Source organism: Palleronia rufa (genome assembly GCF_000743715.1).
Classification (GTDB): Bacteria; Pseudomonadota; Alphaproteobacteria; order Rhodobacterales; family Rhodobacteraceae; genus Palleronia; species Palleronia rufa.
Genome location: NZ_JQEY01000013.1, coordinates 44,130 through 67,266 on the forward strand (window position 1 = coordinate 44,130; position 23,137 = coordinate 67,266).

Here is a 23,137-nt window from a genome sequence, read left to right on the forward strand (position 1 = left end):
AGCGGCGCACCCGCGCCGGCACTTCGTCCGGACACGCCAGGATCCGCCGCAGCCGCGGTGACCGTCGAGGCGCCTCCCAACTCGAACTCTCGGCCACCGCTCCTGGATCCGATGCGCGGGACGGCCGTCGGACCGGTGCGGGGCCTGCGCCGCAATCGCCTTACCCGGGCGGGATGGGCCCGGTCAGAACCGCGCGATCGTCACCCCGTCGCGTTCCAGCCGCGCGCGGAGGGTGCGGGCGGCGGCGACGGCCGACGGCTCGTCGCCGTGCAGGCAGATCGTGTCGATCCGGGTCTCGATGCGGGTGCCTCTCGCGGTGACGATGGCACCCTCCCGGACCATGGTGGACATCCGCTCGGCGGCCTCGTCGGCATCGGTGATCATGGCGCCCGGCAGGCCGCGCGGGATCAGCGTGCCGTCCTCGGCATAGCCCCGGTCGGCGAAGATCTCGGCGGCATAGGCGCACCCCAGCGCCTTCGCGGCCTCTTCCATGGGGGTCGCGGCCAGGACCATGATGATGAGGTCGGGATCGACCTCCAGCGCCGCGGCATAGGCGGCGCGGGCCATCTCCGCATCGGCCATCGCCATGTTCGACAGCGCGCCGTGCAGCTTGAGATGGCGGACCGTTCCGCCCGCCGCCCGCGCCATGCCCTGAGCCGCGCCCAGCTGGTACTGGACCATGCGCGCCATGCTGGCGGTCTCCATCCTCATCTGCCGGCGGCCGAAGCCCTGCAGGTCGGGAAATCCCGGATGCGCGCCGATGCCGACGCCATTCGCCACCGCGCGGGCCATCGTCGCGGCCATGGTGTCCCAGTCGCCGGCGTGGAAGCCGCAGGCGATGTTGGCCGAGGTCACCACGTCGAGAAGCGCTGCGTCGTCGCCCATGCGCCAGGGGCCGAATCCCTCTCCCATGTCCGAGTTCAGATCGACGCTGGTCATGGGTCGGGCTCCTGTCCTTCTGGGCGGCCGGCGGTGACGCCGGAGATGAGCTGGTAGCGGCCGAGGTCGCGGATGTCGCGCGGGTCGCGGGTCAGGCGGCGGACCTTGCCGCGCAGCGCCGCCAGCAGGCGGTCGTCGGACAGGTGGTCGCGCATCGCCTCTTCGCGGGTCACGAAGCGGAACCGCAGCGCGGCGCCCGGCGGGGCCTGGAGCGCGCGCGGCAGGTCCATGGGCACGACGGCGCCGATCCGGGGATAGCCGCCGGTGGTCTGGCATTCCGGCCCCAGCAGGTAGGGCCTGCCCTCGCCGGTCATCTGGATGTCGCCGGGGCGGGCGATCTCGGACAGCAGCGACAGCTGCCCGTCGGTGGCGAAGGGCGCGCCGTCGTGATCGAGGCGCACGCCCTGGCGGTTGCCCTGCGGCGCGCGGACGAAGGCGGTGTCCTGGAACCGCGCGATGTCCTTGGCCGAGAACAGCGCGGTATGGGCCGACGGCAGGATGCGCAGCGTGCCGCCCGCAAAGCGCGCCCCGGCGTCCAGCACCCGGTCCGTCCGTCCGGCGGTGTCGTCGCCGAGCGGCAGGTCGTCGCCGCTGTCGAGCGCGCGTCCCAGGCCGGCGGCAAGATGCGCGGCGCGGCTGCCCAGGCGGATCGCGGTGTCGATGCCGCCCCCGAACGACAGATAGCCGTAGCCGCCCCCGGCAGGGCTGACCGACAGGGTCTGCCCCTGCGCGACAGCGTGCACGGCGTGCCAGGTCAGCGGGTCACCGTCGAGCCTGGCGGTCATCGGCGTGCCGGTCAGCGCCAGCCGGGCGGGCCGGTCGAAGCGGATCGTGGCCGGAACGGGCGGCAGCTCGATCGCGGCGGTGGGGTCCTGGTCCAGAAGCGCCGCGGCCTCCAGGATCGCCAGCCGGTCGGCGGCACCGCCCCGCGACAGGCCCTGCGCGATATAGCCGCCCCGGCCCAGATCCTGGACCGTGGCGCCGGGACCGATGCGGGCGACGGTCAGGCCGGTCATTCCGCGATCTCCACGATCTCGACGCCGCCATCCGGGGGCGAAAGCGCGTCCAGATCCGCCGCGGACACGGGCCGCAGCCGGATCTCATCGCCCGGCGCGATGGCGATGGGGCGGTCGGGATCGTCGGGGCGGAAGCCGTGGAACCGGGTCATGGCGACCTGGTTCCAGCCGGTGGGCCCGGACGTGGCGAAGACGATGGCCTGCCGCACCGCGACCACCACCGCACCGGTCGGCACCCGGGTCAGGTCCGTCCGGCGGGCGATGTCCCAGGCCGGCGGCAGGTCCCCCAGATAGGCCTGGCCCGGCGCGTAGCCCAGCGCGAGCGCGCGCAGCGGGTCGGCGCAGAGCTGCGCGATGGCCGCATCGCGGGATATCCCAACGGCTGCGGCCACGTCGTCCAGGCGCGGGGCGTGGTCGCCGTCGAAACAGGCGGGAATGGTGAAGCGGCGGCGGCCGGCGGGCAGGGGGGCGTCGCGCCAGTCGCGGCTGTCCAGCAGGTCGGCCGCGCGGTCGCGGAGCCCGTCATAGGCGGTCCGCCCGGGATCGAAGGTCAGGTAGGCCGAGGCGAGCGAGGTCGCCGTCTCCGTCACCCCGTCCCAGCCTTCGGCATCCACCGCCGCGCGGAACGCCAGGGCGGCGCGGTTCGCCGCCTCGTCCAGCGAATCGGCGAAGGTGACCAGCAGGCCGTCCAGCCCCAGCGGCGTCAGGCGCGGCGGGGCGGACGGGCCGGAAAGGGCCGAAGGATCGGGCAAGGGACGCTCCGGGCGCGGAGGATTTGACTTGCCAAGGGTTTCTCCGTCACGTGGGATTGTCAAACGGGAATGCCCCGGCCAGTCCGGACGCAGCCCGCAACAGCCGAACCAACCGGCGCCACACGAAGGGAGACCACCCCATGAGCCTTACCGTAAGACTGGCCGCACTGGCCGCCTGCCTTGCCGTTCCCGCCACCGCCCAGACCTGGGACATGCCGACGCCCTATGGCGACGGCATCTTCCACACCCAGAACGCGCGCGCGTTCGCCGCCGACGTCAAGGAGGCCACCGGAGGCGCGCTGGAACTGACCGTCCATTCGGCCGGATCGCTGTTCCCGCACGAAGAGATCAAGGGCGCGGTGCGCTCCATGCAGGTGCCGATCGGGGAATTCTTCCTGTCCCGCCTGTCGAACGAGGATCCGGCCTACGGGCTCGACAGCCAGCCGTTCCTGGCCACCTCCTACGAGCAGGCCGAGGCGCTGTGGCAGGCGCAGAAACCCGTCATCACCGACCTTCTGGCCGAGCAGGGGCTGATGCCGCTCTACGCGGTGCCATGGCCGCCCCAGGGGCTCTATACCAACGGCGAGATCGCCACCGTGGCGGATCTGAACGGTCTGCGGTTCCGCGCCTACAACGCCCAGCTGGAAGAGTTCGCCGGCGCCGCCGGCGCCTCCCCCGTGCAGGTCGAGGCGCCCGACATCCCGCAGGCGTTCTCCACCGGCCAGGTGGAGGCGATGATCACCTCGCCCTCCACGGGCGTGAATTCCAAGGCATGGGATTTCCTGACCCATTACACGCCGATCAACGCCTGGCTGCCGAAGAACATCGTGGTGGTGAACCAGCGCATGTTCGACCGCCTGCCGCAGGACCAGCAGCAGGCGCTTCTGGACGCCGCCGCGGCCGCCGAGACGCGCGGCCGCGAGATGTCGATGCGGGAGGCCGAGGAGATGACCCAGGCGCTGGCCGACAACGGCATCACCGTCTACGAGCCGTCCGATGAGCTGCTGTCCGGGCTGCAGCAGATCGGCGACCAGATGCTGTCCGAGCTGCGGGCGAATGCCGGGCAAGAGACCGTCGCGATCCTCGACAGCTTCCAGAACTGATGCGGCGCGCGCTGGACGCGACCTATGCGGCGGCCGGGTGGGCCGCCGCGCTGTGCATCCTGGGGATCGCGGTGATCGTGTCGGCGCAGGTGGCGCTGAACGCGACCGCCCGGCTGCTGGGGCCGCAGGCCACGGCGACGATCCCCTCCTACGCGGATTTCTCCGGCTTCGCGCTGGCGGCGGCGACGTTCCTGGCGCTGGCGCCCACGCTTCGGGCGGGGGTGCATATCCGGGTCAATCTGATGATCCGGCGGCTGGGTCCGCGTGCGGCGCGGGCGCTGGAGCTTCCGACCCTGCTTCTGGCGGCCGCCGTGGCGGGCTATGCGACCTGGTACGCGGGCGTGACCACGTGGGAAAGCTGGCGCTACGGCGACACCTCTCCGGGCATGGTGCCGGTGCCGCTGTGGATCCCGCAGGTCTTCATGGTGGCCGGGCTGGGGCTGCTCTGCGTGGCGCTCATCGACACGTTCATCGAGGCGCTTTCGTCCGACGGCCCGGTCGTGTCGGACGCCGGGGACATGTGAGCCATGGGCGATCCGGCGATCTTCGGCATCCTGCTGACCGTGCTCATCGTGCTGCTGGCCTCCGGTCTCTGGGTGGCGCTGTCGCTTCTGGTCATGGCGCTGACGGCGATGGTGTTCTTCACCAACGCGCCGGCGGGGCTGGTCATGGCGACCACGCTCTGGGGCAATTCGCACAGCTGGCCGCTGGCGGCGCTGCCGCTGTTCATCCTGATGGGAGAGATCCTGCTGCGCTCCAGGCTGTCGGACGACATGTTCTCCGGGCTGGCCCCCTGGCTCACCCGCGCGCCGGGGCGGCTGCTGCACGTCAACATCCTGGGCTGCGCGATCTTCGCCGCGGTCTCCGGCTCTTCCGCCGCGACGGCGGCGACCATCGGCAAGATGAGCGTGCCGGAACTGACTTCGCGCGGCTACCCCGAAAGCCTGGTGCTGGGCACGCTGGCGGGATCGGCCACGCTGGGTCTGCTGATCCCGCCGTCGATCATCCTGATCGTCTATGGCGTGGCGACCGAGCAATCCATCGCCCGGCTGTTCGTGGCGGGCATCCTGCCCGGAGCGATGCTGGTGGCGATGTTCGCCGGCTACGTGGCGATCCGGGCATGGATGGACCCCGACCTGATCCCGGGAGAGGCGGGCGAATACACCTTGCGCGAAAAGCTGGTCGCCGCGCGCCGGCTGATCCCGGTGTTCCTGCTGATCCTGGGGGTGATCGGGTCGATCTATTCGGGCATCGCGTCGCCCACCGATGCGGCGGCGGTGGGGGTCGTGCTGTCGGTGATCCTGGCGGCCTCCACCGGCGGCTTCGGGTTCGCCGATTTCCGCGACGCGCTCATGGGGGCGACCATGACCTCGTGCATGATCGCCTTCATCCTGCTGGGCGCGGCCTATCTGTCCATCGCCATGGGCTTCACCGGCATCCCGCGCAACCTGGCCGCCTGGATCGGCACGTTCGAGCTGGGCCGCTACGGGCTTCTGGCGGTGCTGATGGTGTTCTTCGTGATCCTGGGCTGCTTTCTGGACGGGATCAGCCTGGTGGTGCTGACCACCTCCATCGTCCTGCCCATGGTCGAGGCGCAGGGGATCGACCCGTTGTGGTTCGGCATCTTCCTGGTGCTGGTGGTGGAGATGAGCCAGATCACCCCCCCCGTGGGGTTCAACCTCTTCGTCATCCAGGGTCTGACCGGCATCGACATCCTGCGCGTGGCCCGCGCGGCGCTGCCGTTCTTCCTGCTGCTGCTGCTGGGCGCCGCGCTCATCACCGTGTTTCCGTCCATCGTCACCGTCCTGCCGGACGCGATGGGCAACTGATGGCGCGCGTCCTGCTGCTGGGGGCCACCGGGACCATCGGGCGTGCCGCGGCCACCGCCCTTGCGGGGGCCGGGCACGATGTCGTCTGCGCGCTGCGCCGCGATCCGGGCGACCTGCCGGCAGAGGTCCGCCTGGCCGACGTGACCCGGCCGGGCGGCCTGGCAGAGGCGATGGGGCGCGACGGGGCGGATGCGGTGGTGTCCTGCCTGGGATCCCGCACCGGGCTGCCGCAGGACGCCTGGGCGGTGGATTTCGACGCCAACCGCCACGCGCTCGACTGGGCCGAGGCGGCGGGAGCGGCGCGCATGGTGTATCTGTCTGCGATCTGCGTGCAGAAACCGCGGCTGGTGTTTCAGCACGCCAAGATGACCATGGAGGCGACGCTGCGGGCATCCCGGCTGGAGCACGTGATCCTGCGCCCCACGGCCTTCTTCAAGTCGCTGTCCGGGCAGATCGCGCGGGTCAGGGCGGGGCGGCGGTTCCTGCTGTTCGGCGACGGGCGGCTCACGGCGTGCAAGCCGATCTCCGACCGCGATCTGGGGGCCGTTCTGGCCCGCGCGGTGACCGAGCCCGGATGGGCGCGGCGCACCCTGCCCGTGGGCGGTCCGGGACCGGCGCTGACCCCGTTGGACCAGGCAGAGACGCTGTTCTCCCTTCTGGACCGCGCGCCGGCCGTCCGGCATGTGCCGCCCGGTCTGCTGTCGGGCGCCGCGCGGGCGCTGGACGTGGCCGGACGCCTGTCGCCGGGGCTGGCCGCCCGCGCCGAACTGGCGCGGATCGGCCACTATTACGCGACGGAGTCGATGCTGGTCTGGGACGCCGCGGCGGGCCGCTACGATGCGGAGGCCACGCCCGAATACGGCGCCGACACGCTGCGGGACCATTACGCCCGCGTGCTGCGCGGCGAGGTCGCCGTCGATCTGGGCGACCACGCGATGTTCTGATCCGTCAGCGGCGCGCCAGCCAGATCACGTGCCGGGGGCCGCGGCGTCCGCTGCCGGCCCGCACCGCGGTCTCTGTCACCTCGAACCCCGCGGTCCGCAGCCGCCGCGCGAAGGCGGGGGCCGGATGCGCCGACCACACCGCCAGCACGCCGCCCGGCCGCAGCGCCGCGCGGGCTCCGGCCAGCCCGGCCGCCGAATAGAGCGCGTCGTTTGCCGGCCGCGTCAGCCCGTCGGGGCCGTTGTCGACATCGAGCAGGATCGCGTCATAGGCGGCCGGGCGGGCGGCGATCAGGGCGCCCACGTCGCCGATCCGGACCCGGACGCGCGGATCGTCCAGGCAGTCGCGGAAGACCGGCGCCATGGGGCCGCGCGCCCAGTCCAGCAGCTCCGGCACGATTTCGGACACGACAAAGACCGCGTCCCGCGGCGCCGCCTCCTGCGCGGCGCGCAGCGTGAACCCCATGCCCAGCCCGCCGATCAGCACCACGGGGGCGGCGCGGTCGGTCAGCCGGGCAAGCGCCAGGGCGGCCAGTGCCGCCTCGGACCCGCCGAGGCGACTGTTCATCAGCTCGTTGCCGGTGGACAGGCGGATCGAGAATTCCGCGCCCCGCCGCCAGAGGCGCAGGATGTCGCCATCCGGTGCGGTGGCGGCGGCAAGGGCGACCCAGGGAATCATGCCGCCGTTCTCTGCGCCCGGCCGGGCGCGGGCAAGGGGAAGGGGACGGGACGGGTGGACGGGTTTACGACTTTAGACATATTGTCGCGCGGTGCCCCTAGGGTATGTGGTGGCGGACGGCCCTGCAGTGCGGCGGAGGCCGGCCGCCGGCACGCCGGTGCGAACGATCGGGACAAGCGGGAGGACAGCGAATGACCGATGAAGACAGGATACCGACGGATGCCGTCGGATATTGGAAGGCGAACATCAGGATCATCCTGGGCTGCCTGGTGATCTGGGCGCTGGTGAGCTTCGGCTTCGCCATCCTGCTGCGTCCGCTTCTGGCGGGGATCACCGTGGGCGGCACCGATCTGGGCTTCTGGTTCGCGCAGCAGGGGTCGATCATCGTCTTCCTGTGCCTGATCTTCTTCTACGCGTGGCGGATGAACAGGCTGGACCGGCAATACGGCGTGGATGAGGAGTAGACGCGATGGACCAGTATTATCTCAACCTTTTCTTCATCGGCGGATCCTTCCTGCTCTATATCGGCATCGCCGTCTGGGCGCGGGCCGGATCCACGTCGGAATTCTACACCGCCGGGCGGGGGATCCACCCGGTCACCAACGGCATGGCCACGGCGGCGGACTGGATGTCGGCGGCGTCGTTCATCTCCATGGCGGGGCTGATCGCGTTCTCCGGCTATTCCGCTTCGGCCTACCTGATGGGCTGGACCGGGGGCTATGTGCTGCTGGCGCTGTGCCTGGCGCCCTACCTGCGCAAGTTCGGCTCGTTCACGGTGCCCGAATTCATCGGCGACCGCTATTACAGCCGCACCGCGCGGCTGGTGGCGGTGCTGTGCCTGATCATCGCCTCCCTGACCTACGTGATCGGCCAGATGACCGGCGTGGGTGTCGCGTTCTCGCGGTTCCTGCAGGTGTCCAACACCACCGGCCTGTTCATCGGCGCGGCGGTCGTGTTCTTCTACGCCGTTCTCGGCGGCATGAAGGGGATCACCTACACACAGGTCGCGCAGTACATCGTCCTGGTGTTCGCCTATACGGTCCCGGCGATCTTCATCTCGCTCCAGCTGACCGGCAATCCGATCCCGGGACTCGGCCTGTTTTCCAACTACGAAGGCACCGGAGAGCCGCTCCTGGTGACGCTGAACCAGACGCTCGCCGATCTCGGCTTCGCGTCCTACACCGCGCAGGACACGACCCCGTCGGCGGTGATCAACATGTTCCTGTTCACCCTGACGCTGATGATCGGCACGGCGGGTCTGCCCCATGTCATCATCCGCTTCTTCACGGTGCCCAAGGTGTCGGACGCGCGCCTGTCGGCGGGCTGGGCGCTGGTGTTCATCGCCATCGTGTATCTGACCGCCCCCGCGGTGGGGGCCATGGCGCGGCTCAACATCATGACGACGATCTGGCCGGGCGGCACCGGCGAAGGGGCGCAGGCCATGCAGATCGACGAGGCTCCCGCCTGGTTCGAGAACTGGGCGACCACGGGCCTTCTGGGATGGGAGGATCAGAACGCGGACGGTCGGCTGCAGTACTACAACGACGAGGGCGACGGCCTGCCCGCCGTGGCCCAGGCCTCCGGTTCCCAGGCCAATGAGCTGACCAACTTCAACCGCGACATCCTGGTGCTGGCCAATCCTGAGATCGCCCAGCTTCCGGGCTGGGTCGTCGCGCTGGTGGCGGCGGGCGGGATGGCCGCGGCGCTGTCCACCGCGGCTGGCCTGCTGCTGGCGATCTCGTCAGCGGTCAGCCACGACCTGGTGAAACGCTCCATCAATCCCGGCATCTCCGAGTCGGCAGAGCTTTGGTGGGCGCGCGGGTCCATGGCCGCGTCGATCGCGGTGGCCACATGGCTGGGCCTGAACCCGCCGGGCTTTGCCGCGCAGACCGTGGCGCTGGCCTTCGGCATCGCGGCGGCGACGATCTTCCCGGCGCTGATGATGGGAATCTTCTCGCGGCGGGTGAACAATACCGGCGCCGTGGCGGGGATGCTGACCGGCCTGACCTTCACCGTGGTCTATATCTTCCTGCACAAGGGCTGGTTCTTCATCCCCGGCACCGAGAGCTTTCCCGACACGATCGAGGGCTCTTTGCTGGGGATCCAGTCCACGGCGATCGGCTCCATCGGCGCGGTGCTGAACTTCGCGGTGGCGTTCTTCGTCGCCGGCCGCACGGCGGAGACGCCCGAAAAGGTGCAGCAGATGATCGACAGCGTTCGGGTGCCGCGCGGCGTCTCGGCCGCGCAGTCGCACTGACGGCGGCATCTTCGCCGACCGGCAGTCACGCCCCGTCCGGATTTCCGGGCGGGGCGTTTTCGCGTGCGGTGGCTAGTCGCGGGTGCCGGAGAAGCGCGCGGCCCAGTCGTCGCGCTGGTCGTCGGTGATCTTGGCGAAAAGGTTTTCCGGCACCTCGAAGCCGTGCCCCGCCGGCAGGGCGGCAAGGGCGGCGGCGGCGGAACCTGGCCAGGCCGCGTCGGTGCGCATCGCCCCCAGCATCGCGGCGGCGGCGTCCGGGACGAAAGGGGCCGACAGGATGCCGTAGAGCCGCACCAGGTTCAGCGACAGGCGAATGATCGCCGCGGCGCGGGCGGGATCCTCCCTGATGGCGGACCAGGGTGCTGCGGCTTGCAGGTACTCGTTGCCGACGACCCAGATCGCCCGCAACTCCGCCGCGGCCTTGCGGATGTCGATGGCGTCCATGTGCCGCTCATAGGTCCTGAGGCGGGTTTCCAGATCCGCGATCAAGGCCTCTTCGGCGGGACCGTAGGCGCCGCCGTCCGGCACCGTCTCACCGAACTTCGAACGGCAGAACTTGGTGACGCGGCTGACGAAATTGCCCAGCACATCCGCCAGATCGCGGTTCGAGGCCTGCTGGAACGTCTCCCAGGTGAACTCGCTGTCGCCGTTTTCCGGCGCGTTTCGCAGCAGATACCAGCGCCAGTAGTCCGCCGGCAGGATCGACAGCGCCTGGTCCATGAACACGCCCCGCCCCTGGCTGGTCGAGAACTGCCCGCCGTCATAGTTGAGATAGTTGAACGACTTGACGTAATCGACCAGCTTCCAGTCCTCGCCGGTGGAATTGGCGCCCATGATCGTGACCGGAAAGGACAGGGTGTGGAACGGCACGTTGTCCTTGCCCATGAACTGCACGTAGCGGACGTCCGCCGCGCCCCGTTCGGTGCGCCACCAGCGCTCCCAGTCGGCATCGGGGCGGCCGTCCGCGTCGGTCCATTCCTTGGCCGATGCGATGTATTCGATCGGCGCGTCGAACCAGACGTAGAACACCTTGCCCTCCATGCCGGGCCAGGGCGCGTCGCCCTTCCGCACCGGCACGCCCCAGTCCAGATCGCGGGTGATGCCCCGGTCGCGCAGCCCGTCTCCGTCGTCGAGCCATTTTCGAGCGATGGAGGTGGTCAGCACCGGCCAGTCGGTCCGCGTGTCGATCCAGTCGCGCAAGGTGTCGCGCATCAGGCTCTGTCGCAGGTACAGGTGCTTGGTCTCGCGCCGCTCCAGGTCCGTGGCGCCGGAAATGGCCGAGCGCGGGTCGATCAGGTCCACCGGGTCGAGCTGCTTGGTACAGTTCTCGCACTGGTCGCCCCGGGCGCGGTCGTAGCCGCAGTTGGGGCAGGTCCCCTCGATATAGCGGTCGGGCAGGAAGCGGCCGTCGGCGGGGGAATAGACCTGCGTCTCATCCCTCTCCTCGATCAGCCCGGCGGCATCCAGACGGCCCGCGAAATGCTGGGTCAGGGCGTGGTTCTGCGGGCTGGAGGACCGCCCGAACCAGTCGAAGGACAGGCGGAACCCGGCGCTGAGGTCCCTTTGCAGCGCCCACATCTCCGCGCAGTACTCCGCGACCGGTTTGCCCGCTTTCTGGGCGGCGATCTCGGCGGGCGTGCCATGCTCGTCCGTGGCGCAGAGAAACAGCACCTCCGCGCCCCGCCCGCGCCGGTAGCGGGCATAAAGATCGGCCGGAAGCTGGGAACCGACCAGATTCCCGAGATGCTTGATGCCGTTGATATAGGGAATGGCAGAGGTGATCAGGACGCGGGACATGGGGACCTTCCGGGGACTGTGTCGCGCGCCTCATAGCCGCCGCGCACGGTGAGTTCCAGCGCGCGGCACCTGCGGCGCCGGGACAGCGCATCAGGTATCCGCAGGCACCGGAACGTCGATCCGGTGAACCCGGGGGCTTGCGCCGTCTCGCGCCGACGGCGGCGTTGCGCGTTGGCTGCGGCATCGCCCGCCATCCGGTGCCGGCCATGAAAAAGGCGGCAAGCTGTCGGTCGTCCGGGCGATCCGCTGGCATTTCCGTCAGGGTGGAGTCAGGCCCCGTAGGCCGCGGCCGGGCGGCTGTGGTGGTTGTGCCGGGACGGGCGTCGGTTTTTACCGTGCCGGACGAGGAGGGCCGCAGATCCGAACGGGCCGACGATGGGGCGCGACCGCACCTTCTGCGGCGCGCCGGCGGCGCATGACCCGGACGGAACATCGCGCACCCGCCAGAAGGCAGGACGCCGGCCCTTCGGCATGTGTCACACCGCGTCCCTTGATCTCTGATGTCGCGCGGTGCAAACTCGAAGCGCGCGCCTGAACCAGACGGAGTGCCGGTCATGTGCCGGGAGGGATACGTTCCGCCCCTCCAGGCGCGTCACTTTCCGAACCGCCCGGAATGTCGGCGGGTCCTGCCGAAAGGGCCTCGTCTTCCCCCGCCATCTCCCCGACCTGCTGGCGCATCATCCGGACTGCGGGCCCCGTGGGCCGGCCGAACCGCCCGCCGCACCCCGGCCGTCTTCCTGTGACATGCTGATGGACGCGGCGAAGCCGTACCCATGGCCGTGCCGGCGCTCTCTCCGGCGTGGTCCGGACCCGGGGCGCCTTGCCAAGGCGGTGCGGCTGGCGTTTGGTGCCGGACATGACCCGTCTGCCGATCCTCGGGCGCGACCCAAGCGCCGCACCGCCGGTTCCCGCCCGTCCGCGCAAGGTCCGCGGATGAGGCGCCTGATCCTTGCCGCGCTCCTGGCGGGATGCTCCACCGAATCGCCGCTGATCCCGGCCGAGAGCTACCGCGACACCGACGCGCCCATCGCTTCCATCGCGTCCTTCGATCCCGCGCGTTTCCAGGGCCGATGGTACGAGATCGCCTCCTACCCGGTCCCGTTCCAGTCCGGCTGCCGCAATACGCAGGCGCTCTACGGTCCGGCGCCGCAGGGCATCAGCGTGACCAACACCTGCCTGAAATCGGGCCGCACGCTGCGCATCGACGGCACCGCGCGCGTCACCGGCCCCGGCCGGCTGGAGGTGCGTCTGGACGGCGTGCCGCTGGTCGCGCCCTATTGGGTGCTCTGGGTGGATGAAGGCTACCGCACCGCCGTGGTGGGCGTGCCGTCGGGCCGCGCGGGCTGGATCCTGAACCGGGAGCCCGCGATTCCCGCCGACCGGCTGGAGGCCGCGCGCCGGATCCTGGCCTTTTACGGCTACGACCTGTCGCGGCTGCGCGCGACCCCGCAGAACGCCGGATGACCCTGACCCTGGCCGCGATCGGCTGCCCGGACTGGGCGGCACGGGGGGCGGTCATGGGCGCGGCCGTGCGCCATACCGGCCGGATCGACCCGGACCTTCTGGCCCGGGTCCGGCGGGCGCTTCCGGGCCTTTACGACCGGACGCCCCCCCGGGGGTCGCTGACGGCGGTGGCGGAGCCGGAGGCGGCCGTTCGCGGCGCGGATCTGGTGCTGGCCGCGCCGGGGACGCTTGCCGCCGCTCCCCGCGCGCTCATGGTGGCGGTGGGCGGGCCGGACCCGCTGGCGGGGGCCACGCTCGGGTCCGCGCAGCCCGCCTATCTGATGCCGGAGGTCACCCTTGCCGGCCCGGAGGCGTCCGCCGCCGCCGCGCTGCTGGCCCCGCTGGGCGTCGCCCGGGTGGCGGAACTCACGCCTGTCGCCACGGACGGCGCGCCCGATGCCGACGCCGCCCTGGTCGGCCTGCTGCGTGCGCTGCGCGCCGCCGACCACGGGCCGGGCCGCATCATCGCGGCGACCGACGCCGCCTGGCCCCGCCCCGTCCCCGACTGGTCCGGCCCGGTCGAGACCGCGGACCGCGCCATCCCGCTCGACTGGACGGATTACAACGGCCACATGACCGAGGCGCGCTATCTCCACGCCTTCGGCGACGCCACCGACCGGCTGATGGCGATGCTGGGCTGCGGACCGGCCTACATCGCCGCCGGCCATTCGTTTTTCACCGCAGAGACCCATATCCGCCATCTGGGGGAGTGTCATGCCGGCGACCGCATCCGCGTGCTGACGCAAGCCATCGCGGTGTCCGGCCCCAAGATGCGCTTCTTTCACACCATGTGGCGTGACGGCGTCCCGGTCGCGACGGGAGAGCACTTCATGCTGCATGTCTCCCTGGCGACGCGCCGGCCCGCCGCGCCGCTGCCGCCGCTCGACGCCGGCATGGCGCGGTTCGGCGCCGCGGGCCTGCCGATCCCGCCGGGCGCGGGCCGCGCGGTGGGCCAGCCGCGGTGATCGCGCCCTGGATCGCCGTCACGCTGATCGCGGCCCTGGCGCAGACGTTCCGCTTCCTGCTGCAGCGCCATCTCAAGCGCACGCGCCTGTCCACCGCCGGCGCCACCTTTTCGCGCTTCCTCTTTTCCGCGCCGCTGGTGGCGCTGCTGCTGCTCGCGGGCGCGGCGTTCACCGGCACCGCGCTGCCGGAACCGTCGCCCGCCTTCTGGCGCTTCGTGCTTTCCGGGGGCGTGGCCCAGATCCTCGCCACCGCCTGCGTCATCGCCCTGTTCGGGTTGCGCAATTTCGCGGTCGGCATCACCTTCAAGAAGTCCGAGACGATCCTGACCGCCATCGTCGGCTTCGTCCTGCTGGGCGAGGTCGTGTCCGCCGGCGCCGCCGGCGCCATCGCCCTGGGCGTGATTGCGGTGATCGTTCTTTCGGGAGAGGCCGGGCGCTGGAACCCGCGTGCGGTGGCGCTGGGGCTCGGATCCGGCGCGCTCTTCGCGGTGTCGGCGGTGTGCTTTCGGGGGGCGGCGCTGTCGCTGGGCGACGCGCCGGTGCTGATCCGCTCGGGCAGCACGCTTGCGGTGGCGACGCTCTGGCAAACGCTGATCCTGGGCGCCTGGCTCATCTGGCGCGAACCCGGCCAGCTGGCCGCCGTCGCCCGCGCCTGGCGGATCGCGGGGCTGGCGGGGCTGTTCTCGATGGTCGGTTCCATGGGCTGGTTCACCGCCTTCGCCCTGCAGAACGCGGCCTATGTCAAGGCGCTGGGCCAGGTCGAGGTGGTGTTCTCCATCCTCGCCACGACCCTGTTCCTGGGCGAGACGATCTCGCGCCGCGAGGTTCTGGGGATCGGCCTGCTGACGCTGTCGATCGTCGCTCTGATCCTGGCGGTGTAGCGCCGAAGGCGCTCATCCCGACAGCGCGATGCCGAAGGCGCTCATCCCGACAGCGCGATGCCGAAGGCGCTCATCCTGACAGCGCGATACCGAAGGCGCTCATCCTGACAGCGCGATGCCGGAGGCGCTCATCCTGACAGCGCGATGCCGAAGGCGCTCATCCCTGCGGTGCCGCGTCGTCGAGTACCGCCCAGGCGGCGTCGTTGCGGAAATAGGGCACCCTGGCGGGCGGGGTGAGGTCGGGCAGGCGGTCCTCGACCTCTCCCAGCACCACGGAGGTGATGAACGGCAGGTCCAGCGCACGGGCGCGGCGCAGATCGACCCAGTGCAGATGTCCCAGCTCGTCCGTGGCCGCGTCGAAATCGTCCGGATCGGAGGCCAGCGCCTCGGCCGGCATGACGAAGAACCGCGCGTCGAACCGGCGCGGCCGTCCCGGCGGCGTCACCGCGCGAAACATGTACGACAGGCTCTGCGCGTCGGGACGGTGGCCGGTGGCGGCGAACCGCGCCCAGTCCGGCGGCGCGTCGGGCCAGTCGCCCGCGATCCCCGCGACCTGGCCGGTCTCTTCCCAAAGTTCGCGGATCGCTGCGGCCGCCAGCGCCCCGGCAGGGCAGTCGCCGCGCAGGGCAAGCCGCGCGGCGCAGGTGGCACTGGGACCGCGGGCCAGCGGCACGGCGGCGTCGCCGGGGTCCACGGCCCCGCCCGGAAACACGTATTTGCTGGGCATGAAGGCCGCGGAATGCCCGCGCTGGCCCATCAGCACCGACGGCGTGCCCGCGGCGTCGCGCACGACGATCACGCTGGCCGCGTCGCGGATCGCGGGACCGGTCAGAACCCGTGCATCCGTTTGGCCCATTGGAATCCCACCACCATGCCCTTGATCCGGGGCAGCAGGTACAGCGACAGCCCCACGCAGACGGTACAGAAGATCGTGGCAAGCACCAGGGGCTCGGGGCGGAAGGCGACGAAGACCCAGTGCATGAACGGGACCATCAGATGACCGACCAGAAGGATGGTGAGATAGGCGGGCGCGTCGTCGGCGCGGGCATGGGTCAGATCCTCGCCGCAGACGTTGCATTGCTCGCGCAGGGTCAGGTAGCCGCGCAGCAGGGGACCGGCACCGCAGTTGGGACAGCAGCGGCGGAAGCCGCGGGCCAGTGCGGGCCGCATCGCGCGGTCCCCGGCCGCCAGGCCGTACTGCGTCGTCTCGTCGAACATGCCGCTCTCCCCGACCCCCGTTCAGCGCCTTCTAGCCCGGGACTCCTCGGGCCCGAAAGGCCCCGGGTCTCGATTGCGCGGCTTTGTCGCGTGAATGTCGTCAGCCGCGCAAGGATGCCGCGGCGATGGCGGCAGGCGCCGCGGCGGGGTGGAGCGGCCTCGGCGCCTCTCCCAGACGTGTGCAGTCCCGCCCCGCGGCCTTGGCCGAATAGAGTGCGGCATCGGCGATCTGCAGGGCCATGTCCGGCGACGCGTCGCTGCTGCAGGCGATCCCAAGGCTCACGGTGATGCGCTGCGCTTCTCCGGCGGCATAGATCGGCCGGCTGGAAATCGCCTCGCGCAGACGTTCGGCGGCGATCAGCGCCTGGGCGGGGGTGGTGTCGGGCAGGGCGATGAGGAACTCCTCCCCCCCGATCCGGGCCACCATGTCATGTCCGCGCAGGTTCGATTGCAGCCTTGCGGCGACTTCGGCCAAAATGGCGTCGCCGGCGGCATGGCCGAGCCGGTCGTTGACCCGCTTGAAATGGTCCACATCGGCGATGATGACACCGTAGCCGCGCCCGTCCGCCCGGGTGCGTCCGGCCAGATCGGCGAGGTGCTGCATGGCGTAGCGGCGGTTGTAGAGGCCGGTCAGGTGGTCGCGCGCGGCCATTCTGAGATTGGCGTCGAGCTGGTGAACCAGCCTGTCGAGCTCCAGCTTCTGGGCCAGCGCGCGGCGGATGATCGCCGCGCGCTCGCGCGGGCCGGCATCGCGGCGCAGCAGGGCGTTGGCGCCCAGATCCAGCGCCCGGGTGCCGCGCGGACCGTCGTCTGCAGCGTTCTCCACCAGGATCGCGGCGCGCTTCAGCCCGGGATGCGAGCGCAATTCCGACAGCAGCCAGAGCGAATCCTCGCCCTCGTCGGCCAGAACCACCAGGTCGCGCCGGCCGGTACTTTCGCTTCCGCCCAGGATCTGGTCGGGGGTGAGCGCCTCCAGCCGCGCGCCCAGCCGCGTATCGAGCCCGCGGCGGACCCGCCCAGCGGCGGCGCGGTCGTTGGCGACCACCGCCATGACCGGCGCGCGCTCGAACGTGGCCGGCGATTCGGCAAAGCCCATGCGCGCCGCGGTCGCCACCTGGCGCGACAGTTCGGCATAGGCTTCCCGCGCGCGAAGAAGCGCGCGCAGATGGGTCAGCAGCCAGGGCCGGTCCACCGGGCGCAGGAGCACGCCCGCCGCACCGCGCTCGATCCAGGAGGCGCGGATATCGGTGCTGTCGTCATCCACCGCGACAAGGCAGGGGGGTGTCGCATGGGGGCGGGCGGCCAGAAGCCGGGTCAGGCCGGAGGCGTCCAGATCCGCCAGGCCGCCGTCCACGATCGCCAGATCGTCGCGGCCGAGCGCAAGCTCCGCCACGGCCTCGGCCGCGCTGGCCACGGCGGTCACCTCGTACCGGGCGGCGGCAAGGGCGGCCTTGAACGCGATCCGATTCGTTGCAATTCCGTCAGCGATGAGGACGCGTCGGGCCATTCCGTCTCCAAAGTCACGGGTCGCGAGCGACCGATCCATCGGGTCTGTGTTTTCTCAGTGCGCGAACAATGTTAACAAAGTCTTTCCGATCTTAGGACAACCGCAGGATGCGGCAAGAACACGCTCAATCATTGGCTCGTGATGTGGTTCTCTGGCTCGTCGCCGAGGAAGATCTGCTGGGCATCTTCATGGGGGCGACGGGCTGCGACGCCTCGGCGATCCGCGCCGGGGTCGAGTCGCCCGATTTTCTGGCTTCGGTGCTGGATTTCGTGCTGATGGACGACCGCTGGATCCTGGCGTTCTGTGCGCAGTCGGGCACCCCGCCCGAGCGGGTCCGGCAGGCGCGTCAGGCCCTTCCCGGTGGGGAGGAGGTGCATTGGACCTGAGCGCGGTTACCGTTCGTTAACGTTTCCCTGTCAGAACACGCGGGCGCCAACCGGAGTCCGCCCCTTGTCCGCAAACCTCGCCCGCGCCATGGAAAGCTTCGTCACGGACACCTACGGGCGCACGGTCTGGCAGGATATGGTCCGCGCCGCACGACTCGACTTCGACAGTTTCGAACTGCTCTTCGAGTATCCGCACACGGTGACGGAGCCGGTGCTCGACGCCGCCGCGGACCGCCTGCAACGCACCCGCGCGGATCTGATGGAGGATTTGGGCACCTATCTGGTGTCGCATCCGCGGATGGTCGGGATCCGGCGGCTCCTGCGCTTCGGCGGAGACGATTTCGAGACGTTCCTCGACTCGCTGCGCGAGCTTCCCGACCGCGCGCGGCTGGTCCTGCCGGACCTGCAGTTGCCCAGCCTGCGCCTGAAGGATGAGGGCAACGGCGCCTATGCGCTCGACTGCTCCAAAGCCAGCGCCGATCTCTGCGGCGTGCTGGTCGGCGGGATCCGCGCCATGGCGGACGATTACGGCGCGCTCGTCACCACGGAACTGAAGACTGGCCCGGGGAACGCCTGCCGGATCGAGATCGTGGTGCTGTCCTCCCGCTTCACGCCGGGCCGCGCGTTCGAGCTTGCGGAGCGTTCGACGTGACAGTGACCCTTGCCGACGGAATGCTGGACCTGGCGATGCCCATGCACCTGCGGCTCGACGCCGGGGGACGGATCGTCGGCGCCGGTCCCGCGATGCGCAAGACCGCACACACGCGCGCGCTGGTGGGACAGGTCCTGCTGGACGTCTTCGCGGTCCATCGCCCGGCGGGGCTGCGCACGTTCGCCCAGATGTCGGCCCGCCCCGGCCGCCGTCTGGTGCTGGGCTTCCGCGAGGGCCGCAACGTCGAGTTCCGGGGGCATATCCTGGACGCGGCCGGGGACGGTGCCTTTGTGCTCAACCTTACCTTCGGTCTGGCGGATCTGCCGGATCTGGGCGGCGCGGGTCTCACCGCCGCCGATTTCGCACCCACCGACCCGACCGTGGACACGCTCTACCTTCTGGAGGCCAAGCAGATGGCTTTCTCGGAGATGCGCCGCCTGGTCGAACGCCTGCGCGGGGCGAAATCCGTGGCCGAAGAGCAGGCCTTCACCGACACGCTGACGGGGCTGCGCAACCGTCGCGCGCTCGACCAGGTGATGGCGCAATCGCGGGAGCGGGCCGAACCCTTCGCGCTCTGCCAGGTCGATCTGGACCATTTCAAACAGGTCAACGACACCCATGGCCATGCCGCGGGGGATGCGGTGCTGCGCGCGGTGGCCGCGCGCCTGTCTCATTCGGTGCGGGCGGCGGATACGGTGGCAAGGGTGGGCGGGGATGAGTTCATCCTGATCCTGCCAGGCATGACGGATGAGGCCACGCTGGCCCGCATAGCCCGGCGGATCGTCACTGATATAGAGGGTCCGGTCCGGTTCGAGGGGCGCGACCACCGCGTTTCGGCGAGTATCGGGATTACCGTCTCGACCGACTACGACGATCCCGATCCGGTCCGCATGTTCGCCGATGCCGATGCGGCCCTCTACCGGTCGAAATCCGCCGGGCGCGCCACCCATTGCTTCCACGGCCAGCCGGCATGAGGAGCGGCAGCCGTCGGACCGTTCGACCGGGCGCGTCGGGGCAACGGCAGGATGGTTTTCAACGGTCCGGGGCGGTACGGCCTTTGCGCCAACGGATCGGCGCATGCCCATTTCGGCGGGAAATCAGCGAGTTGCCGCCCCACTCATGGCCCCGCGGCGCAGCTCAGCTCCGCTGTCGGACTGCCTGATCCTGCGCATGGGGGCGCGGCCGGACGGCGGTCGGTCCGCGCGGGCCTGGGTTGGACGGTGTCGATCCTGGGATATGCGCCCGTCCACTCCGGATCGGCATTCCGCCCGTCCCGACGGAAGCCGTGACGCGCCGGACGACGCTGCTGCCGCTGCCTGAGGCCGCCCGACCCGCCGGCCGTGCCGATCTGCGTCGCGGCGGAGGGATTCGGCTGCACCGCCGCCTCTTGCGGACGAACGCGCGGCGCGGCGATCGTCGGCAGGGAATGTGGATCCGGCACCGTGAGGGGGCGCGCCACGCGCGGCGTGCAGTTTTAACGCTTACGTACGGCGGGTAGACGCGGCCCCCCCCGGCCTCGCCGGCACGCCGACCAGGCGCGGCTGGAAGGCGTCCGGGGAGGGACACGCCGTCCCGGTGCCGTGGAACGCAAGAACGGCGCTCAGCCTGGCCGGCCACGCGGCCGGACCACGCAAGGGCCGGTTCGCGCGCGGGATGCGGTATCTCTATGCGCCCGTCCGGCGCGATCCTAGCGCGCCGATCCTCCAAGCGCCGGCGCTGCAGGGCGGGTCCGTGCCGCGATCTTCTGGTCTGCGTCCCGCCGCGCGCGACACTGAGGACGACCGCGCGACGCACGCCCGACCGGACCGCGGCGCCTAGCCGTCGATCCGCGCGGCCATGAGCGCGATGGCCTTCTGGTACACGGTCGCGGCGTTCCACGCCTCGATCACGCGGAAATTCGGCTGACCCTGCTGATAGCCTGCGCCCGGCTGCCAGCCCATCTGGCGCAGGAAATTCGCGGTAGAGGCAAGCGCATCGGTCTGGTTGGTCAGGTCAAGCCGGCCGTTGCCGTCGCCATCGACCCCGTAGCGCAGCACATTGCCCGGCAGGAACTGCGTGTGACCCCATTCGCCGTGCTTTGCGCCCGTGGAACTGGCCGACAGCACGCCGCGGTCCACCAGTTGCAATGCCGCCAGCGCATGGGGGGTGAAAAACGCCGACCGGCGGCAATCATATGCCAGCGTCAGGATCGACGACACCACGCGGCTGTCGCCCATGAACCCGCCGAAACCGGTCTCCATCCCGTGGATCGCCAGCAGCACGCCGGCCGGCACGCCGTAGCGCGCCTCCAGCGCCCGGTAAAAGCCCGGGTTCGCGGCCTTGCGGCTGCGGCCCTGGGCCACGATGGTCTCTGCCCCGCGGACCTGCATGAATTTGTCGAGCGTGTAGTTGAAGCTCTTCTGGTTGCGATCGGCATTGATCGTGGCCTGGGAATAGCCGCTGGACATCAGCGCCTGGATGCCGCTCTGGCCGATGCCGGCGGCGCGGGCCTCTGCGGCGAACTGGGATTTCCATTGCTCGTACTGGCCGCCGGAATCCGAACAGGGGGCGGCGACGCCCGTGGCAGGAAGCAAAACAAGACAAAGCGCGGCCAGCGCGCGGCGGGGGGAAACCATCGGTGAACTCCTGAAAACCGTTTGACGGCAGGTTAGCGCGACCGGCGCGATCCGCCAACCGCTTGGATCGCCACCCATACAGGCTAGATTGCGCCCGCATGAGGGATGCGGCGATCATCGGGGCGGGGCTTGCCGGACTGGCCGCGGCGGCGCGGCTGGCGCGGGACGGGCGCGACGTCGCCGTGTTCGACAAGAGCCGCGGCACCGGCGGGCGCCTGGCGACGCGGCGCGGCGCGGCCGGCGCGTTCGACCATGGCGCCCCCGCCGCCCATGGCGACGCCGGTTTCGACGCCGCCATGGGCGCGATCGGCGCCGAGCGCCACGGCGACGGCTGGCGCGGCCGTCCGGGCGGCGGAACGGGCGTCAGCGCGTCCGACGGCCCCGAGATCGTCGGCGCGGAACCCGGCCCCGCGCGCGGATCAGAACGGGATCTCGTCATCCATGTCGTTGCCGTAGCTGCCGCGCCCGCCTCCGCCGCCACGCTCGTCGGAGCCGCCATAGCCGCCACGGTCGCCGTCCTGCCCGCCACCGCCGCCGCCTTCACGGCCGTCCAGCATGGTCAGAGTGCCACCGTAGCCTTGCAGCACGACCTCGGTCGAGTAGCGGTCGGCACCGGACTGGTCCTGCCACTTGCGGGTCTGCAACTGGCCCTCGATATACACCTTCGAGCCCTTCTTGAGATACTGCTCGGCGATGCGCACCAGCCCCTCCTGAAAGATCGCGACCGAATGCCATTCGGTCTTTTCGCGCCGCTCGCCGGTGTTCTTGTCCTTCCAGGTCTCCGAGGTCGCGATTCGCAAGTTGCAGACCTTGCCGCCGTTCGAGAACGTCCGCGTCTCGGGGTCGCGCCCCAGGTTTCCGATCAAGATGACCTTGTTCACCGATCCCGCCATGGTGCTCGCTCCTTCGTTCCGCCCGATTCCCGGTGCGCCAGAAGCTGGCATAGCGGCGGGTCGGATGACAGGGCGAAAACCGGCTTCAAAAACGGTGCCGGTGCGGCTAGGGTCGCAGGGTGAGTTCTGCCTGCTCCCTGCGCCATTCGGAGACTGCCTTGGTGATTTCGCCGCTCCGCTTCCTTGCCGTGATCCTTGTCGTTCTTGGCCTCCCCGCAGAGGCCGACACGCTGTTCTCCAGCCGCGGAAAAAGTGCGTTTTCGTCCAAGCTGGGCGTTCTGGACGGGCGCGCGGCATCGCAATATGCCGGGTCGCGCAGGCTCCAGCCGGAGGTCAAGCCGGGACCCGAGCGCCGCGCCGCCGCGGTCCCGACGGTGGCCTTCGTCGGGCGCTACCGCGGTCCCTGGCTTCAGGTCGCCAGGCAGGCGGCGCGCAAGCATTCGATCCCGGAGGACGTCTTTCTGCGGCTGGTCCAGCGCGAATCCGCCTGGAACCCGGCGGCTGTCAGCAGCAAGGGCGCCATCGGCCTGGCGCAGCTGATGCCCGGAACGGCGCGGCTGCTGAAGGTCGATCCCAGGGATCCCGCTCAGAACCTCGACGGCGGGGCGCGCTACCTGGCGCAGCAATACCGCCGCTTCGGAAACTGGCGCCATGCGCTGGCTGCCTATAACGCAGGTCCGGGTGCGGTGGAAAAGCACGGCGGCGTACCGCCCTATGCCGAAACGACGGCGTATGTGACTGCCATCCTGGGCAATTAGAGCACGGATCCACCCGGCGCAGAGGCACTCAACCTTTCGATCGTGCGGTCGGGGGGAAGGCTGCCCCCGCCGTGTGTGTTTTCAACGGGTTTGTCACCGGGTTTCGGTGGGTTTGTCGCTGGAAGGGGACGGAGGTCCGGCGTCTGGCGGGAATGGTGCGACGCCGGATGGGGTCGGGATCGGGGGGTCGCGTTTCGCCGGGTGGTCCGGCAGGCGTGGACGGCGGAGCGGCGGTCGGGTGGGACGTGGCCACGGCGTTTGCGACCTGCGCGGACGTCATGCGGTCGATCCGGTCGCTGGCGAAGGCGCGCGGGTCCGGGTCGGTGTCGATCCGGCGCGGCCGTCGGGATCGGTGCGCGCGCCGGTGCTCCTCGTGCGGTGTGACGGGCGGGGTGAACGGGGTGTTTCGGGGGCGTCGAACGTCCCGTTCACAGGCGGCGTCGGGC

General features: G+C 70.5%; 23 protein-coding genes and 1 pseudogene. 14 read left to right on the top strand and 10 right to left on the bottom strand.

From position 1 onward, the window contains the following. Positions 1 to 183 precede the first annotated feature (183 nt). From KW83_RS14875 to KW83_RS14885, 3 genes are read right to left on the bottom strand one after another with little or no spacing between them, the layout of a single operon-like run. A complete protein-coding gene (locus KW83_RS14875; protein WP_036180486.1) occupies positions 184 to 939 on the bottom strand; it encodes a LamB/YcsF family protein in 756 nt (251 codons plus the stop codon). Beyond that, positions 936 to 1,955: a 5-oxoprolinase subunit C family protein gene (locus KW83_RS14880; protein ID WP_036180488.1), complete on the bottom strand. Its 1,020-nt coding sequence runs from the start codon at positions 1,953 to 1,955 to the stop codon at positions 936 to 938. The genes KW83_RS14875 and KW83_RS14880 overlap by 4 nt, the downstream gene beginning before the upstream one ends. After that, positions 1,952 to 2,707: a 5-oxoprolinase subunit B family protein gene (locus KW83_RS14885; RefSeq protein ID WP_051928548.1), complete on the bottom strand. Its 756-nt coding sequence runs from the start codon at positions 2,705 to 2,707 to the stop codon at positions 1,952 to 1,954. Before KW83_RS14885 ends, KW83_RS14880 begins: the two co-directional genes overlap by 4 nt. A gap of 140 nt (positions 2,708 to 2,847) precedes the next feature. On the opposite strand from KW83_RS14885, the gene KW83_RS14890 reads away from it, so the two are divergent. The 4 genes from KW83_RS14890 to KW83_RS14905 are packed head-to-tail and all read left to right on the top strand — an operon-like array spanning position 2,848 to position 6,583. Beyond that, entirely contained in the window at positions 2,848 to 3,810 is a 963-nt protein-coding gene (locus tag KW83_RS14890) for a TRAP transporter substrate-binding protein (protein ID WP_036180491.1), read from the top strand. Continuing rightward, a complete protein-coding gene (locus tag KW83_RS14895) occupies positions 3,810 to 4,334 on the top strand; it encodes a TRAP transporter small permease (RefSeq protein WP_036180494.1) in 525 nt (174 codons plus the stop codon). Before KW83_RS14890 ends, KW83_RS14895 begins: the two co-directional genes overlap by 1 nt. A gap of 3 nt (positions 4,335 to 4,337) precedes the next feature. Next, positions 4,338 to 5,639, top strand: a complete 1,302-nt coding sequence (locus KW83_RS14900; RefSeq protein WP_036180496.1) for a TRAP transporter large permease — start codon at positions 4,338 to 4,340, stop codon at positions 5,637 to 5,639. Beyond that, entirely contained in the window at positions 5,639 to 6,583 is a 945-nt protein-coding gene (locus tag KW83_RS14905; RefSeq protein ID WP_036180499.1) for an NAD(P)H-binding protein, read from the top strand. The genes KW83_RS14900 and KW83_RS14905 overlap by 1 nt, the downstream gene beginning before the upstream one ends. Before the next feature lie 4 nt (positions 6,584 to 6,587). On the opposite strand, the gene KW83_RS14910 is transcribed toward KW83_RS14905, so the two are convergent. Continuing rightward, on the bottom strand, positions 6,588 to 7,259 hold the full coding sequence (locus KW83_RS14910; RefSeq protein ID WP_036180502.1) for a hypothetical protein: 672 nt from the start codon (positions 7,257 to 7,259) through the stop codon (positions 6,588 to 6,590). A gap of 191 nt (positions 7,260 to 7,450) precedes the next feature. On the opposite strand from KW83_RS14910, the gene KW83_RS14915 reads away from it, so the two are divergent. Both KW83_RS14915 and KW83_RS14920 read left to right on the top strand, forming a co-directional pair. Then, positions 7,451 to 7,723, top strand: coding sequence for a DUF4212 domain-containing protein (locus KW83_RS14915; RefSeq protein WP_036180503.1), 273 nt, complete (start codon positions 7,451 to 7,453; stop codon positions 7,721 to 7,723). Between the two features lie 5 nt (positions 7,724 to 7,728). Further along, positions 7,729 to 9,516, top strand: a complete 1,788-nt coding sequence (locus tag KW83_RS14920; RefSeq protein ID WP_036180505.1) for a sodium:solute symporter family protein — start codon at positions 7,729 to 7,731, stop codon at positions 9,514 to 9,516. Positions 9,517 to 9,588: 72 nt separating this feature from the next. Here KW83_RS14920 and metG read toward each other — a convergent pair whose 3' ends face one another. Next, positions 9,589 to 11,313, bottom strand: coding sequence for a methionine--tRNA ligase (gene metG, locus KW83_RS14925; RefSeq protein WP_036180508.1), 1,725 nt, complete (start codon positions 11,311 to 11,313; stop codon positions 9,589 to 9,591). 933 nt (positions 11,314 to 12,246) lie between these two features. Here metG and KW83_RS14930 point away from each other — a divergent pair. The 3 genes from KW83_RS14930 to KW83_RS14940 are packed head-to-tail and all read left to right on the top strand — an operon-like array spanning position 12,247 to position 14,662. Beyond that, positions 12,247 to 12,777 carry a lipocalin family protein gene (locus tag KW83_RS14930; protein ID WP_036180510.1) on the top strand — a complete coding sequence of 177 codons (531 nt, stop codon included), beginning with the start codon at positions 12,247 to 12,249 and terminating at the stop codon, positions 12,775 to 12,777. Then, a complete protein-coding gene (locus KW83_RS19325; protein ID WP_051928549.1) occupies positions 12,774 to 13,781 on the top strand; it encodes a thioesterase family protein in 1,008 nt (335 codons plus the stop codon). The genes KW83_RS14930 and KW83_RS19325 overlap by 4 nt, the downstream gene beginning before the upstream one ends. Further along, positions 13,778 to 14,662, top strand: coding sequence for a DMT family transporter (locus KW83_RS14940; protein WP_327203974.1), 885 nt, complete (start codon positions 13,778 to 13,780; stop codon positions 14,660 to 14,662). The genes KW83_RS19325 and KW83_RS14940 overlap by 4 nt, the downstream gene beginning before the upstream one ends. Positions 14,663 to 14,819: 157 nt before the next feature. Here the strand turns inward: KW83_RS14940 and KW83_RS14945 are convergent, their stop codons facing one another. From KW83_RS14945 to KW83_RS14955, 3 genes are all read right to left on the bottom strand, one after another. After that, positions 14,820 to 15,518, bottom strand: a complete 699-nt coding sequence (locus KW83_RS14945) for an NUDIX hydrolase (protein WP_036180512.1) — start codon at positions 15,516 to 15,518, stop codon at positions 14,820 to 14,822. Next, entirely contained in the window at positions 15,491 to 15,880 is a 390-nt protein-coding gene (locus tag KW83_RS14950) for a DUF983 domain-containing protein (RefSeq protein ID WP_036180515.1), read from the bottom strand. The genes KW83_RS14945 and KW83_RS14950 overlap by 28 nt, the downstream gene beginning before the upstream one ends. Before the next feature lie 100 nt (positions 15,881 to 15,980). Beyond that, complete coding sequence (locus tag KW83_RS14955) at positions 15,981 to 17,387, bottom strand: diguanylate cyclase (protein WP_051928550.1); 1,407 nt, start codon at positions 17,385 to 17,387, stop codon at positions 15,981 to 15,983. Between the two features lie 107 nt (positions 17,388 to 17,494). On the opposite strand from KW83_RS14955, the gene KW83_RS14960 reads away from it, so the two are divergent. The 3 genes from KW83_RS14960 to KW83_RS14970 all read left to right on the top strand — a co-directional run bounded on the left by KW83_RS14960 (position 17,495) and on the right by KW83_RS14970 (position 19,399). Next, positions 17,495 to 17,773 (top strand): DUF3572 domain-containing protein, encoded by a 279-nt coding sequence (locus KW83_RS14960; protein ID WP_036180518.1) that lies wholly within the window; start codon positions 17,495 to 17,497, stop codon positions 17,771 to 17,773. A gap of 64 nt (positions 17,774 to 17,837) precedes the next feature. Continuing rightward, complete coding sequence (locus tag KW83_RS14965) at positions 17,838 to 18,425, top strand: heme NO-binding domain-containing protein (protein WP_152563606.1); 588 nt, start codon at positions 17,838 to 17,840, stop codon at positions 18,423 to 18,425. Next, positions 18,422 to 19,399: a GGDEF domain-containing protein gene (locus KW83_RS14970; RefSeq protein WP_036180522.1), complete on the top strand. Its 978-nt coding sequence runs from the start codon at positions 18,422 to 18,424 to the stop codon at positions 19,397 to 19,399. The genes KW83_RS14965 and KW83_RS14970 overlap by 4 nt, the downstream gene beginning before the upstream one ends. Before the next feature lie 840 nt (positions 19,400 to 20,239). Here the strand turns inward: KW83_RS14970 and KW83_RS14975 are convergent. After that, on the bottom strand, positions 20,240 to 21,040 hold the full coding sequence (locus tag KW83_RS14975) for a lytic murein transglycosylase (RefSeq protein WP_036180525.1): 801 nt from the start codon (positions 21,038 to 21,040) through the stop codon (positions 20,240 to 20,242). 98 nt (positions 21,041 to 21,138) lie between these two features. On the opposite strand from KW83_RS14975, the pseudogene KW83_RS20090 reads away from it, so the two are divergent. Further along, positions 21,139 to 21,255, top strand: a pseudogene (locus tag KW83_RS20090) (FAD-dependent oxidoreductase); the annotation flags it as partial. A 204-nt stretch (positions 21,256 to 21,459) separates the two neighbouring features. Here the strand turns inward: KW83_RS20090 and ssb are convergent. Continuing rightward, positions 21,460 to 21,933, bottom strand: coding sequence for a single-stranded DNA-binding protein (gene ssb / locus KW83_RS14985; protein WP_036180530.1), 474 nt, complete (start codon positions 21,931 to 21,933; stop codon positions 21,460 to 21,462). 164 nt (positions 21,934 to 22,097) lie between these two features. Here ssb and KW83_RS14990 point away from each other — a divergent pair, with 164 nt between their 5' ends. Beyond that, positions 22,098 to 22,691: a lytic transglycosylase domain-containing protein gene (locus tag KW83_RS14990; protein ID WP_036180619.1), complete on the top strand. Its 594-nt coding sequence runs from the start codon at positions 22,098 to 22,100 to the stop codon at positions 22,689 to 22,691. Positions 22,692 to 23,137 lie beyond the last annotated feature (446 nt).